General features: G+C 48.7%; 12 protein-coding genes. All 12 read right to left on the bottom strand.

All coding sequences use genetic code 11. From position 1 onward, the window contains the following. Positions 1-130: 130 nt before the first annotated feature. The 12 genes from KNO90_RS14335 to purR all read right to left on the bottom strand — a co-directional run bounded on the left by KNO90_RS14335 (position 131) and on the right by purR (position 15,146). Positions 131-2,743 (bottom strand): YhgE/Pip domain-containing protein, encoded by a 2,613-nt coding sequence (locus KNO90_RS14335; protein ID WP_215113886.1) that lies wholly within the window; start codon positions 2,741-2,743, stop codon positions 131-133. Positions 2,744-2,944: 201 nt separating this feature from the next. Beyond that, positions 2,945-3,457, bottom strand: coding sequence for a S1 domain-containing RNA-binding protein (locus tag KNO90_RS14330; RefSeq protein ID WP_012727724.1), 513 nt, complete (start codon positions 3,455-3,457; stop codon positions 2,945-2,947). 74 nt (positions 3,458-3,531) lie between these two features. Next, positions 3,532-3,906 carry an FtsB family cell division protein gene (locus KNO90_RS14325; protein ID WP_214743109.1) on the bottom strand — a complete coding sequence of 125 codons (375 nt, stop codon included), beginning with the start codon at positions 3,904-3,906 and terminating at the stop codon, positions 3,532-3,534. A gap of 42 nt (positions 3,907-3,948) precedes the next feature. Further along, on the bottom strand, positions 3,949-4,221 hold the full coding sequence (locus KNO90_RS14320; RefSeq protein WP_214743108.1) for an RNA-binding S4 domain-containing protein: 273 nt from the start codon (positions 4,219-4,221) through the stop codon (positions 3,949-3,951). Beyond that, entirely contained in the window at positions 4,218-5,633 is a 1,416-nt protein-coding gene (gene yabN, locus KNO90_RS14315; protein ID WP_214743107.1) for a bifunctional methyltransferase/pyrophosphohydrolase YabN, read from the bottom strand. The genes KNO90_RS14320 and yabN overlap by 4 nt, the downstream gene beginning before the upstream one ends. 1 nt (position 5,634) lies before the next feature. Then, on the bottom strand, positions 5,635-7,182 hold the full coding sequence (locus KNO90_RS14310; protein WP_215113885.1) for a polysaccharide biosynthesis protein: 1,548 nt from the start codon (positions 7,180-7,182) through the stop codon (positions 5,635-5,637). Continuing rightward, positions 7,166-10,693, bottom strand: a complete 3,528-nt coding sequence (gene mfd, locus KNO90_RS14305; protein ID WP_215113884.1) for a transcription-repair coupling factor — start codon at positions 10,691-10,693, stop codon at positions 7,166-7,168. Before mfd ends, KNO90_RS14310 begins: the two co-directional genes overlap by 17 nt. Positions 10,694-10,738: 45 nt before the next feature. Continuing rightward, entirely contained in the window at positions 10,739-11,296 is a 558-nt protein-coding gene (pth, locus tag KNO90_RS14300) for an aminoacyl-tRNA hydrolase (RefSeq protein WP_214743104.1), read from the bottom strand. Positions 11,297-11,351: 55 nt separating this feature from the next. After that, positions 11,352-12,308: a ribose-phosphate diphosphokinase gene (locus KNO90_RS14295; RefSeq protein ID WP_012727731.1), complete on the bottom strand. Its 957-nt coding sequence runs from the start codon at positions 12,306-12,308 to the stop codon at positions 11,352-11,354. 45 nt (positions 12,309-12,353) lie between these two features. Beyond that, complete coding sequence (glmU, locus tag KNO90_RS14290) at positions 12,354-13,709, bottom strand: bifunctional UDP-N-acetylglucosamine diphosphorylase/glucosamine-1-phosphate N-acetyltransferase GlmU (protein WP_214743103.1); 1,356 nt, start codon at positions 13,707-13,709, stop codon at positions 12,354-12,356. 173 nt (positions 13,710-13,882) lie between these two features. Further along, the gene (gene spoVG / locus KNO90_RS14285; protein WP_214743102.1) at positions 13,883-14,182 is read right to left on the bottom strand and encodes a septation regulator SpoVG; all 300 of its coding nucleotides are present in this window, start codon (positions 14,180-14,182) and stop codon (positions 13,883-13,885) included. Between the two features lie 139 nt (positions 14,183-14,321). Continuing rightward, positions 14,322-15,146 carry a pur operon repressor gene (gene purR, locus KNO90_RS14280; RefSeq protein ID WP_214743101.1) on the bottom strand — a complete coding sequence of 275 codons (825 nt, stop codon included), beginning with the start codon at positions 15,144-15,146 and terminating at the stop codon, positions 14,322-14,324. Positions 15,147-15,183 lie beyond the last annotated feature (37 nt).

Raw genomic sequence — 15,183 nt, 5'->3', positions numbered from 1 at the left:
TGTCCTAAGCACATTTTCTATAATAACCAGTCACCATCCGAGTGTCAATTCTTTTTTTATATTTTTTTAATAAAAAAATCGTGCATAGTGTCGTCTTCCTCACTATACACGATTTTATACTGTTTTTACATCATGCTTCTGATGCGACTTGGCGATATTTTTTCTTCCATGCGATTCGGAAGTACGCCCATAGTAATGCGAAACATCCAGCAGCCACAAACGCTAAATAGATGGTCGCTGTCTGCAAGTATTGTGCACCGTCCGCTGATAGAATTTCTTTATATCCGGCAACCGTATACGTCATTGGAAGTAACGCATTGAACGGTTGCAATGCTCTTGGAATCAATTCGAGCGGGAACGTTCCGGCAGAAGTCGTCAATTGTAAAATCAATAAGACGATCGCCACGAAACGTCCAGGGTTTCCGAGTGTTGTGACGAGTAGCTGCACGATAAAGAGGAACGTGATGCTCGTCAACCAGCTGAACCCTAGGAATTTCAATGGTTCACTCACTTCAAGGCCTAATAGTTGCACCATGGCCACATCGAGAATCAAAGCTTGTAAGAATCCGACGACGACGAGGACACCAGACTTCGACAATACCCATGATAGACTACGCTTCGGACGTCCTGCTGGATCGTATAGTGGATAAACGATCGAGAGAAGGAGTGCCCCAACGAAAAGTCCGAGTGACATGAAGTACGGCGCGAATCCTGTACCATAGTTCGGCACTTCGTGGATCGAATTATCGACGAGCGATACCGGTCCCGCCATCATCTCGACGTTGTCATCCGTTAAACCAATGTCTGCATCTTTCGCACCTTTTACTAGAGCGTCACGAAGTTCATCACTACCCGATGCAAGATCTTTCATACCGTCCGCGAGTTCTCCGCTACCGTTTGAAAGTTCTTGTCCTCCGTCCGCGAGTTGATTGGCACCATCTGTCAACTTGCTTGTTCCAGCTCCGGCACTCTTCGCGCCATCTGCCAATTCGCGGCTACCAGATTGCAGTTTTTGACCGCCATCCGCCAACTGATTCGCACCACTTGCTAACTCACTTGTACCAGAGCTCGCACTCTTCGCGCCATCCGCAAGTTTTTCGCTTCCTTCGGACAGCTGTCCCGTTGCGGCTACGAGCTTTTCGCTTCCTGTCGCGAGTTCAGTTGTTCCACCTTGTAATTGTGTGGCACCTTGGTTCAGTTTCGAGCTCGCTGACACGAGTTCTTGTGAACGGTCGGCCGCCGTTTGCGTCCCTTGTTCGATTTGACTTGACCCGCTTGCTAGCGCGTTTGCACCTTCAGCCAATTTCGTTTGACCTGTGTTCAAGTCAGAAAGGCCGGCTGATAGTTTCCCAGCACCCGCTTCTGCTTGCTCAAGACCTGAAGCGAGCGATGTTTGTCCATCCTTCACTTGGGTCGCGCCAGCAGCTAATTGATCAAACCCTGCCACCGTCTCTTGCTTCCCTTCGCTTAATTGTGCAGCGATGGCTTGAAGCATTTCAGGTGATGCGGATTGACCCGACTCAGCAAGTGCGGTTAATTGTCCAATCAACTCATCTTGCTTCGTGGTCAATTCAGCCTTCATTTGACCAATTCCATTGACGACTTCGGTCTGACCCGCGATCAGTGCCGCATTGCCATCCTTCGCTTTTGTCAATGCACCCGCAAGTTGAGTCGCACCATCATTCAATGCAGATGCGCCTTCTTTCGAGCGATTGATTCCTGCAGCGAGGTCTTGAACGCCTTGATTCAACGTCTTCGCACCCGCGTGAAGTTCGTCTAGTTTTGATGCGAACGCACCTGTTCCTTCGACGAGTTGACTTGTTCCGTCTTGCAACGCGGAGGCGCCATCGTTGACACGATGAACACCGTCCGCAAGAGAGGCTGATCCACTGTACACCTGCTGACTACCGTCAGCGAGCGCGGCAGATCCGTCAGCCAATTGAGCCACTCCGTCGTTTAGCTGGCTTGCTCCATTAGCGAGCTCACGCTGTTTCGAAGCGAGTAGTTTCGTTCCATCCGCAAGTTCAGATGAGCCGTCGGCTAACTGAGTTATTCCATCATTTAGCTGACTTGCCCCGTCTGCGAGCTCGCGCTGTTTCGAAGCTAATAGTTTTGTTCCATCTGCTAATTTGACAGCACCGTCTTTCGCTGACGTTGAACCGTCCGCAAGTTTCGTTGCACCGTCCGCAGCATCGCCGAGTCCGTCAGCCACATCGTTCAATCCATCTTTCAATGCACTGACGTACTGTTTCGAAACTTCGGTAGAAAGCTCTGCTTTGACTTGTTCCATTGCAGAACCGCCGATTTGAGCGGCTAGGAAGTTATACGATTCATTCGCAATATACTTGAGCTCCAATCGCTCCGGATGTTCATCTAGAGCGGTCGTCGCTTTCTCCGAAAAATCTTCTGGAATCTCAATGGCCATGTAGTAATCATGGTCTTTCAGTCCAGATTCTGCTTCTTTCTTTGTCGTCTCGACAAACTCGAAGGCCTCTGAATCCAGTAGCTTGTCGACGAGGTCATTCCCGACCTCTAGCGACTCCCCTTCAAACGATGCCCCTTTGTCTTCATTGACGATGGCGACCGGTAAATCTTTCATCTGTCCGTACGGATCCCAAAAGGCCCATAAGAACATACCGGCATACATTAACGGTACGAGCGCGACTGCGAGAATCGGAACCAACACACGTGGGTTCTTAAAGATACTCCGCCACTCCGCCGTCCACAGTTTCCATCCATTCATTTTTCTCTCCACCTTCACTTATAAAACATAACTATTTTTTCATGTTCCTTATTTTGCCCCCTTCTTCGAAAAAAAGCAACCATTTTAGTTCTTTTTCATAATTTTTTTACACAGAAAAAAAGCCATGAACGAAAATGTTCATGGCTCGTCTTATTCAAGACCTATATGGTTACGAGTAGAAGCTAATTGGTATACGAAGGATTACCCGCGCTTGGCTCCGCGTCCACCGCGTTTTGAGTCTGTTTGACGTTTCAACGTCGAAAGACGCTCGTCGCTATCTTTCAAGAACTTGCTCATCAACGTATCAAACGTTTCTGGCTCACGGCGTTGTTCACGACGACCACCACCACGTGGGCCGCCACCGCGTGGACCACCGCCACCGCGTGGACCGCCTTGACCCGGGCCACCTGGACGTGGACCACGAGAGAAACGCTCACCAGCTGGACGTTCAGGACGCTCAGGACGTTCACTTACAGGACGATCGACTGCTTTTTTGATGGACAACCCGATTTTCCCATCATTTTCGACGTTCAACACTTTTACCGTGACTTCCTGACCGACTGTCAACACTTCGTTAATGTCTTTGACGTAAGAGTCTGCCACTTCACTGATGTGTACTAATCCTGTCTTGCCATTTGGGAGCTCGACGAACGCTCCGAAATGCGTAATCCCTGTAACCTTACCTTGTACCTTGCTTCCTACTTCAATTGACATAAAATAATGTACTCCTTTTTTGATTGATTCTTTACAATTATACGAGTCGTTTCCTTAACGGTCAACGAACCAACTTATTCCTCAGGGGAGAAGTAGAAAATAATCTCGCCATCTTTAGAGAAAAGGAGCTCGTTTCGCGCCAAGTTCGCGATATAATCCTCATCCTGTAAACGTTCCGCTTGCTCTTTCAATTCGTCCTGCTCGGCTTGTTGCTCCCGCAATTCCACTTTCGCTTGTGCGTAAGCTTGTTGTTGATCCGATACATATCCCACTTTCGAGAAGTAACTCTGTCCAATCAATACCATGACAAATAGAAAGAGAAGTGAGGCTGCCGCCAAGCGACGTCGAAGATGAACTCGTCGACGATGTGTATCTTTTTCCAGCTGTTCTCTACGCTCATCTAACGCTCGAATGCGCCGTTGTCGATCCATCGGATTACGTCCGTTCATCGCCTCATCCTCCTCCTCTTAATACACTAAGTATACTTTTTTTTACGTGTTGATACTACCGTCCATCTTCTCTTCTTTAAGTAAACGATACATTTCCTTCGCATCTTCTTTACGAGCGTGTTCTGCGATTGAGTCAATGACGACTGTGACTAGTTTATTCCCGAAGCGAATTTGTAATTCATCTCCGACTTTTACTTCTGTACTCGCCTTGGCAACCTGCCCGTTCAACTGAATCCGTCCTTGATCCGCTACTTCTTTTGCCAACGTACGTCGCTTGATTAGACGTGACACTTTTAAAAACTTATCTAGTCTCATAAACCTTTCTCCTTTGCCTCGTTCCAAAGCGCATCCATCTGTTCAAGTGTCATCTGTTGAAGGTCACCCTTCGCTTCCATGTACTCGAATCGACGTTTGAACTTTCGGTTCGTCTGTTCTAATGCTTGCTCGGCATTTAGGCCGACATATCGTGCGATGTTCACGATGGAGAACAATACGTCCCCAAGCTCTGATTCATCGCTTAGTTCTTCATGCCACTCCTTCAACTCTTCTTCAAGTTTTTCGAAGGCACCGGATACATCATCCCACTCAAATCCGACGTGAGCCGCTTTCTTTTGAAGTTGCTCCGCTCGCATCAATGAAGGTTGGTCGATGAGAACACCATCGAGATGCGATTGTTTCTTTTCCCCTTTTTCCGCTTGTTTAATCGTGTTCCAGTTTTTCACAACGTCAGAGGCATTTTCGACGGTGACTTCTCCAAAGACATGCGGATGACGGCGCACCATCTTTTCACTGATTGAACCGATTACGTCACGAATATCGAAATAGCCTTCATCCTCTCCGATTTGGGCATGCAACATGACTTGTAGCAACACATCGCCGAGTTCTTCGATGATGGCGTCGTCATCTTCTGCATTGATCGCTTCAATTAACTCGTACGATTCCTCCAATAGATATTTGCGAAGGGATTCGTGTGTTTGCTTACGGTCCCACGGACAACCATCTGGTCCACGTAGTGTGGCGATGATTTGTTTGAGTGTCGCAAAATCCTTCGCCAAATACGATTCATCAGTGAGCGGCGGAACGTAGAGCGTCGTCAAGTTATTCACTTCCGCTATCCGGTCCATCTCGAATAACGGAATGTGCTCGATTCGTTCCTGTGTCGTGCCTGCAGCTGTCACAAGGGTGACAGGATGTTCATCCGGATATCGTTCCATCAGTTGAACTTTGACATCTCCCGCTACGAATCCATCGTACACTTGTCCGATGAGCACATGTTGAGTCACCTGCAAACGTTCAAGATCGAGTGCAGTCGCATCGAGCAGTTGAAATCCATTGATCGGATCGATTCGAAGCGCCTGGAACATGGCATCGAGGAAACTTTGTCCTCCGAGCACATGAAGGTCGGCTCCGCGTTCTACTAGTAACTCAACCGTGCGTTCTGCGACGAACGGATGACCCGGTACAGCGTACGTAATGGCCATTTCTTCACTTTTATTCAATAATGTATCGACAATTTGATCGTACACTGCCTCAAACGTATCGCTCGATTCATAAATTGAATCAAATGACTCGAATACGAGTCCCTCCGACTCTAACTCTTGAACGACCGGGTGTTCTTTCGTGCGCAACCAAACGAGCGGTTGCTGTTTTAAATGGCGGTACACCCCGAGCGGTAATTGATTCAACTCACCGGACCCGAGTCCGACCACCGTGATTGTATAACCCATATTAGTTCTCCTTTTTTTCAAACATACCGAGTAGACGACTGCCAAACGGAATCAGCTCCCATTCAGAAACTGACAACATTCGTGTGCTCGATAATCTCCATATATAGAGGACAGCTCCGCTACATACCATAACGATTAACCAGCCAAAGGCATCCACTCTTGAATGAACCCATTCCTGACCTAGCCAGTTTAACACGGCAACGAGAATCAGCATGGGGACAAGCGCTTTCCATAGTGACTTATAGTGTTTCGACCGAAACGACCCGAGCGGGATCGAGCGGTCGAGTGCCCGAAAGTTATAAAATGCCATAGCGAAAAATCCAATCGATGTCCCGATTGCCGCGCCTTCAATTCCGTAACTCGGGACGAGCCATGCGTTTACCGCACTCTTCACCAAAATCGCAACGACCATACTACGAGCCGCTACCCATTCCCGGTCAATCGCCTGCAAACAGGTCATACTCGCAATCGCCAAGGAGGCGGCAAACGTGCTCGTCGCTAAGAAGACAAGGGCTCTCGTCCCGGATTCGTCTTCAAACAAGGCCACGTTCAAGAAAAACATGACTCCCATCAATCCGATGGTCGCCGCGCCAGCAATCGCCGTCGTCACACGAATCATCGAACGAAGTCCCTGTGTCGTCTTTTGTAGATGTCCCGCTCGATAATGACGAACGAGCGTTGGTACATTCGCCATCCCAATGGTCGTCGTGAACAGAATGGCAAACTGAACGAGTGGATATCCTCGGTCGAACACACCTTTGCTCACTTTTGCATCATACGTCCCCCCCATCAAATTAACGATAGTGAAGGAATCGACCAGTTGCATCCATAAAATTCCGAGCGAGGCGAATCCGACCGCAAATCCTGTCGTCAGCAAGATGCGAAGTCCACTTTTAAAAGTAGTGCCTCGCACTTTCACAATCCGGACCCCTTGCGTGCGATAAACTAAAAAGGCAATTGTCACAATCCCGCCGATAAGTGTCGCACCATATGCGTATTGACTGAGCACATATGCATCTTTTCCAAGACGAACCCCGACCCATAATAGCGTCAACATGACCGTCACACGGACAAAGTTCTCGAGCACTTGTGACCATGCGCTCGGTCGCAAGTCATCTCTCGATTGAAATGCGCCGCGCAACACGGCTGACGCCGGCATGAGTAAATAACTCAAACTGATCACGCGTAGCGCAGGAGCTAACTGCTCATCTCCGAGCCACTTCGCGAGAGTCGGGGCGAACAGCCATACCGTGACGACAAGAAGGAAGGATAATGACAACAGAGCGTAAAAACTTCCCCATAGCACCTCCAACTTTCGGTTCGTCCCTTTCGCACCGACACCAATTTTCGCAATCACGACCGGCATCGCATAAATACCAAGTGACGCCACGATAGCAGCGAATGGATAGACGGTTTGATAGGCATAAAGCCCGAAGTCCCCCGCTAAGTTTTGATACGGGACACGATAGGCGAAACTGATCAGTTTCGATACGTAGCCGGCAAGGGCGAACAGAACGACGCCTTGCGCAAACTTACTTGGCGACCGCATCGCCTACCAACCGCTTCATTAGTTCTTCTAATACAGTATCGGCATCATTCAAGAGCTCTGTTAGCGGCATCCGACCGCTGAGTGATAGTTTCAAGGCACCATCTTCTTGACCGACCCCGAGTTTGCGACCGAGCGGCATCGTCCATTCCATGAAGGAGGATACATCTAGCGCTGTCGTCGATTCCTTCGATAAGACAATCTCGATACGCCCTGCTGTCTGCTTGATTCGACTCACTTTTGCCAGTTCTCCATAAATACGTAAACGTGTCAATTGAATGAGAAGTGCGACCGGTTCCGGAAATTCGCCAAATCGCTCAATCAGTTCATCTTGAAGGGCGAACAACGCGCTCGGCGTATCCACGTATTTGAAACGTTTATACATTTCAATCTTCAATTCACTATCTGACAAGTAGTCATCCGGAATATAGGCATCCGCTTGGAAAGTAATCTCCGGTTTAAAGACAACTTGTTTCGCTTGTCCACGCATTCGATCTTTCCGTTCTTCGATGGCTTCAGAAAGCATTTGCGAGTACAAGTCGAAACCGACCGAATCGATGAATCCGGACTGTTGTGCACCAAGCAAGTTCCCCGCTCCGCGAATCGATAGGTCGCGCATCGCAATCTTAAATCCACTACCGAGCTCCGTGAACTCTTTGATGGCCTGAAGACGACTTTCTGCCACTTCCGTCAAGCGCTTATCCTTCCGATATGTGAAGTACGCATAGGCGATTCGATTCGAACGTCCGACACGACCGCGGAGTTGATAAAGCTGAGACAGCCCCATCTTGTCCGCATCGTGAACGATGAGGGTGTTGACGTTTGGAATGTCGATTCCCGTCTCGATAATTGTCGTTGAGACTAAAATATCCGCCTCACCTTCAAGGAAGCTGATCAACTGGCTCTCGAGCTCACTTTCCGTCATGCGCCCGTGCGCCGTAGCAATTCGTGCATCTGGCAGTAAGGCCCGGATCTCTTCTGCTTTCCGTTCGATTCCTTCGACACGATTATAGAGGAAGAACGCCTGTCCCCCGCGAGCGAGTTCACGCTCGAGCGCTTCACGCAAGACGATGCCGTCATATTCCATAACGTATGTTTGGACAGGATAGCGATTCTCCGGTGGTGTTTCTAAGACGGATAAGTCACGAATTCCAATCATCGACATATGCAGTGTCCGTGGAATCGGTGTTGCCGTCAACGTGAGGACATCGATGTTCGTCTTCAACTGTTTTAGACGTTCTTTATGTTTGACGCCGAACCGTTGTTCTTCATCGATGATGACGAGACCGAGGTTGGCGAATGTCACGTCTTTTGATAACACGCGGTGTGTCCCGACGACGATGTCAATGGTACCTTCTTTCAAACCCTTCTTCGTCGCCGTCATCTCACTCTTCGAACGGAAACGACTCATGACCGATACGTTGATTGGAAATTCGCTGAACCGCTCGAGCATCGTTTCATAATGCTGTTGGGCGAGGACGGTTGTCGGGACAAGAAAGGCTACTTGTTTGTCGGCGAGCACCGCTTTAAACGCAGCCCGGATTGCCACTTCCGTCTTCCCGTATCCGACATCTCCACATAAAAGGCGATCCATCGGACGCGAGCGTTCCATATCCGCCTTGATTTCTGCAATCGAACGGACCTGGTCCTCTGTTTCGGCATAAGGGAAGGATGATTCAAACTGATCCATCTCTTCGTCATCTGGTGGAAATGCAAACCCGACCGAAGCCTCTCGTGCCGCGTACAGTTTAATGAGTTCATCCGCAATGTCTTCAACCGATTTGGCAACCTTTGATTTTACTTTCTTCCATTCCGTGCCGCCAAGTTTATAAATCTTTGGTTCTTTCCCTTCGGCGCCGACATATTTTTGGACGAGGTCGATTTGGTCGACCGGCACGTAGAGGGCGTCATCGCCCGCATAGACGAGGTGCAGGTAATCTTGATGAATCCCGCCGACCTCAATCGTTTTAATCCCAAGGTACTTCCCGATTCCGTGGTGAACGTGAACGACATAATCGTTCGGCTTCAGTTCTTGGTAACTCTTGATTCGTTCCGCGTTCGTCAAATTCTTCGTCTGACGTTTTCGTTTCGTCACACGCTTGAACAACTCTTCTTCTGATACGACGACGAGACGGCTCGTCGACAGTTCGAATCCCCCTTCGATTTGACCGATGATGACCGATACACGTCTCGGTTCTAATTCTCCATCGACATTCGTGAATGTCGAGGCAATGCCGTAGTCGGAAAGCAACGCTTCGATCTTATCGGCACGTGATTTATCGCCCGCAAGCACGACAATACGTTGATCATTTTGCTGCCATCGCTCGACTTCCTGCTTCAACAAATGCATCTGACCGTGGAACGCCGGTAGCGGACGACAGCTCAAATGGACGGTGTCACTCTCCGGAATGCCCGATCGACGGGACGGGAGTAACGAGAACGCCACTTGCTTCAAACTACGAAACACCTTATGCATCGGGACGGCGAGCGTGTAATTGCTGACGGCTTCTCCTTTTTCGATGAGTGAAGAGAACCACTCCGCTTCTTCTCTGTCCTGTACATCCGCTGCGTCATCGATTCGCGCCACTTCATCTAGAATCAAAACAGCCTCATCACCTACATAATCAAGGAGTGTCGATTTATAGAGAATCGGCGAATATTTTCCGACTTTATCTGGGAAATCACCTCGCTCAAGCCGTTCGATGTCCGTCACAACACCTTCTTCAAGAGCTTGTCGAATCACTTCGTTCTCGATCAATTCCACCGTTCGGTCATATTGCTTCCGAAGCGCACTTCCCGCTTGTTTCAGTTGTTCCTCTGTTGCGATAAACTCGGTCGCCGGTGTGATACACACTTCCCCCACTACACCGAGTGAACGTTGTGTTTCCGCATCAAACGTAAAAATCGAGTCGATCTCGGTATCGAATAAGTCGATCCGGTACGGACGTGCTTCCGTGAGTGGATAGACGTCCAAAATACTGCCTCGTACGGAAAATTCGCCAGGCGTCGTCACTGTCGCCGTCCGTTCATACCCCATTCCCGTCAATTGCTTCGAAAAGTGTGCTAAATCAAGATCACTTCCCGGCTTCAACATGACACGACTATCCTGCCACGCATTCGGACTTGGCATATAGCGTCGCAATCCACCGAGTGGAACGACAACAACGCCTCCTGTTTGGTCAAGGAGACGGGTACGCGCATCGATGCGAGCTGCCAACAGCTCAGGACTGGACGTTAGTGACAATTCTCCAGCTAACGTTTCATCGATTGGATATAAGAGCGTTTTGTCCGGGCCAATGAGAGATTCCAGTTGATCGAACATTTTTTGTGCTTGATACATATTGTGTGTCACGACGACGAGACGTCTCGATGACGATTTCACAAGTCCGGCGAGGACGAGAGCTTTCGCGCTAGTCGTCAGTCCCGTCACTAATTGACGTTCCACTTTTTGAAGTCTTTCACGAATGACATTCGTTTCAGGTAGTGACACCATAAATCTTTCTAAAGCATTCATTTGTTTTCCTCCAACTCATACGACAAAAAAGGGTGCAATGACCCTTTAGTTGTATCGATTCATCAGCGCCAGCCAATCTGTGTCTACAAAATCAGTGGCTGCGGTTACGGCGTGGTCGAGTGTTTCGTTCAATTCCGGCAACTCGTCTTTACGATAGTTCATCAACACCCAGTCCACAACTTTGATTGGATGTGGTGGACGTCCGATTCCGAGCTTTAATCGTTTGAATTCAGCCGTTCCTAAATGTTGGATGAGTGATTTGATTCCATTATGACCACCCGCGCTCCCTTTCGGACGGAAACGAAGCTTACCAGGCACCATATCTAAATCGTCATAAATCACTAATAAATCGTCAATCTCAATTTTATAATAATCTAAAATGGGACGGACGGCTTCACCGGATAAATTCATGTACGTCAACGGTTTCACGAGTACAACACGCTCACCATTGATTCTTCCCGTTCCCATAAGGGCATTAAACTTCGCTTCATTCAACGAGATGCCATGCTTTTCGGCGAGACGGTCAATCGCCAAAAATCCAACGTTATGTCTGGTCATCTCAAACTTTTTCCCGGGGTTCCCGAGACCGACGATGCATTTCATATCATTACCTCCTGAACAAAAAAGCCCAAAGGCGAATGCCTCCGGGCCTCGTTTTTTAATCGAATAGAGTACTGACCGATTTGTGCTCGTGGACGCGCATGATCGCTTCCCCAAGTAAATGGGCAACCGACATTTGCTTGATTTTGCTTGAGCATGGACGACCCGTCAAATCGATTGTATTTAGCACAACCAATTCTTTGATCGATGAATTGTCGATACGCTCCATCGCTGGACCAGAAAGGACTGGATGCGTACAAGACGCATATACTTCTTTCGCACCTGCTTCGACGATGGCATCCGCCGCAAGTGTGATCGTACCTGCTGTATCGATGATGTCGTCGATTAGAATAGCTGTTTTCCCTTCGACACTGCCGACGATGTTCATGACTTCGGCGACGTTTGCTTTCGGGCGGCGCTTGTCGATGATGGCAATCGGCGCTTTCAAACGTTCTGCCAATTTACGTGCGCGTGTCACGCCACCGTGATCTGGAGAAACGACCACGATATCTTTCGCTTGAAACTCTTCTGTTTCGAAGTAAGTCGAGATGAGCGGCACACCGAGTAATTGGTCAACCGGAATATTGAAGAATCCTTGGATTTGCGCTGCATGCAAGTCCATCGTGATGACACGTGTCGCACCTGCCACCGTCAAAAGATCAGCGACAAGTTTCGCTGTAATCGGCTCACGTGAGCGTGCTTTACGGTCTTGACGTGCGTACCCATAATACGGCATCACGATGTTAATCGTACGGACGGAAGCACGTTTCAGTGCATCGATCATAACGAGTAACTCCATGAGCGTTTCGTTTACAGGTGAGCTCGTTGATTGGATGACATACACATCATCTCCACGAACACTTTCCTCGATGTTGATATAGAGTTCACCGTCGCTGAAACGTTTGACTTGGCAATCGCTGAGCGGGACACCGATTTCTTTCGCGATTTCTTCAGCAAGCGGGCGGTTCGAGTTTAAGCTAAATAGACGAATTTCTCGTTCGTATACAGTAGACATGTTTAGGATTCTCCTCCATCGTTTTCCATAATGATTGGCAGCAAGTTATCGTTTTGTATAGCCTTCTTTATTCGTTTGGCGTTCACGTGCAATCGCAAGCGCCTCTTCTGGTACATCGTTCGTAATCGTCGATCCAGCTGCGACAATCGCGCCTTTTCCGACTTTTACAGGGGCAATCAAGTTGACGTTACAGCCGACGAACGCATCGTCTTCCACGACTGTCTCGAACTTGTTCTTGCCGTCATAGTTCACCGTGATCGATCCACAACCTAAGTTGACACGTTCGCCGATTGACGCATCCCCGATATAGCTCAAGTGGGAAGCTTTCGCACCATCGCCAAACGACGATTTTTTAATCTCAACGAAGTTGCCGATGCGTGTGTTTGCACCAAGTACAGCTTGTTGACGCAAGTGAGCGAACGGTCCGACCTGAGCCGCTTCACCGATCTTGCTATCTGTCACGACAGACTGGCGCACGACGGCATGGTCTTCAATCACACTGTTGCGGATATCTGAGTTCGGTCCGACGACACATTCCGAACCAATGATCGTCTTCCCAAGGATGACCGTGCCCGGATAGATGATCGTATCCGAACCAATCACCACATCTGGAGAAATATATGTCGATGCCGGGTCCATGAATGTGACCCCTTCACGCATGAGACGTTCGTTCGTACGTTTGCGCATGATCGCTTCCGCTTGTGACAAGGCAACGCGGTCATTGACCCCGATTGTCTCATCAAACGTTGGCGCTGTATGCGCTGCGACGACTTCGCCCGCTTCTTTTGCAATCGAGATGACGTCAGGCAAGTAGTATTCGCCTTGCGCGTTATTGTTTCCGACTTGTTTGAGCGCGTCGAACAATAACTCGTTATCGAACACATACGTTCCCGTATTGATTTCATGGATGGCAAGTTCTGTCTCAGAAGCATCTTTATGCTCAACGACTTTCGTCACGTTCCCATCTTCACCACGAACGACACGACCGTATCCTGTCGCGTCGTCTGCAATCGCAGTCAGCACTGTAACTTTCGCTTGTTGTGCTTCATGATGAGCGAGAAGAGCTTCCAACGTTTCTGCCGTTAGTAACGGTGTATCTCCACAGACGACAAGTGTCGCCCCGGCTTTACCCGCAAGCTCTGCTTCTGCCATTTGAACAGCATGCCCTGTTCCAAGTTGTTCTTCTTGGACTGCATATTCCACTCGTGTGCCGAGTGTATCTTGTACCGCTTCCGCCCCATGGCCAACGATTACGATTTGACGACTGACACCGATTTGGTCTAACTGATCGACAACGTGCTCGACCATTGGTTTTCCGAGAACCGGATGAAGTACTTTATAAAGCTTTGACTTCATTCGCGTTCCTTTTCCTGCTGCCAAAATGACTGCAAAACGCTCCATTCTTGATTCGCTCCTATCTCACAACAGCTGTGATTGGTCTGTATAGTTACAACTAAATCCTATTTACACCGTTTCTACTATATCGAAACCATGCCCTTGTTTCAATAGCTGTACCGTTCCTTAACCATTGAAACGCAAAAAAACAGCGGGAGGCACCCTACCCGCTGTTCTTGTCACTCATTTGTGCCATACGACACATGTTGTGGGTCAAGGACATCCGCGCTCATATTGGAATATGTTTCCAATACAGCTGCTTCGACCTTCTGTCGCATCTCCCCGTTGATCGGATGCGCGATATCCCGAAAAATACCTTCTGGTGTCCGTTTGCTCGGCATGGCGACAAATAGACCGCTACTTCCTTCGATGATTCGAAGGTCATGTACAACGAATTCATGGTCAAGTGTGATTGAGGCCAACGCTTTCATTCTGCCTTCCGTCGCGACTTTGCGAATTTTTACGTCTGTGATCTGCATGTTTCGCATCCCCTTTTCATCGTTGTCTACGCCATGGTGTGGTCTTCTGTAAGGTTCAGATGGTTTCAAACGAACGTCATGATTACATATTGGTAACTGTATACCCTCTAATCATAAAACGAAATCAAAATTTTGCCAATCATTTTAGGAATTGTTCCACATTCCCCCGCGAAATAGTGACAAGCCCTTCGTCCGGGTCAACGTTTGTCAATTTCATCAAGCTGACGTACTCACTCACCATCTTCTTCTCAGCGCCTTCCGCTTCCATCAAGACACCGACACCCGCAAGATTCGCCTCAAATTCATTCAAGAGACTCATCATTCCACGGATTGTTCCTCCGGCCTTCATGAAGTCATCGATTAAGAGCACGTTTGCACCGCGTGGCAAACTGCGACGTGCGAGCGCCATCGTACGGATCGCTTTCGATGAACCTGATACGTAGTTGATACTGACGGTCGATCCTTCTGTGACACGGCTATCCGAACGAACGATTACAAATGGAACCCCTAATTGCTCAGCCACAGCGTAGGCGATTGGAATCCCTTTTGTCGCAATGGTCATGACCACATCGACTTTTCGGTCGGCGAAAACAGATGCGAAGACCTGCCCCATCGGTTTTACTTGACTCGGGTTACCTAACACGTCGGTTAGATATAGATAACCGCCTGGTAGGAGGCGCTCTGGTTTTGATAGTTGATCGCAAAGCGTATCAATCATCTCAAGTGATTTCTCTTTACTCCAACCTGGAATAAACATCACCCCACCTGCCGCACCCGGCACAGTCACGAGTTTTCCGATGCCATCATGGGACAACATTTCACTGACGATGACTAAATCTTCACTAATCGATGATTTTGCAGCTTTATAGCGACTTGAAAACATCGACAACGAGACAAGCTGATGCGGATGATCAAGTAAATAACGGGTCATATCGACGAGACGACCACTTCTACGAATTTTCATACGGATTCTCCTTCACATCTTCAATAATAAACGAATG

Source organism: Exiguobacterium sp. s63, assembly GCF_018617335.1.
Taxonomy (GTDB): Bacteria; Bacillota; Bacilli; order Exiguobacteriales; family Exiguobacteriaceae; genus Exiguobacterium.
The sequence above is the reverse complement of the archived record's forward strand: the minus strand, read 5'-3'. Positions and strand labels throughout refer to the sequence as shown.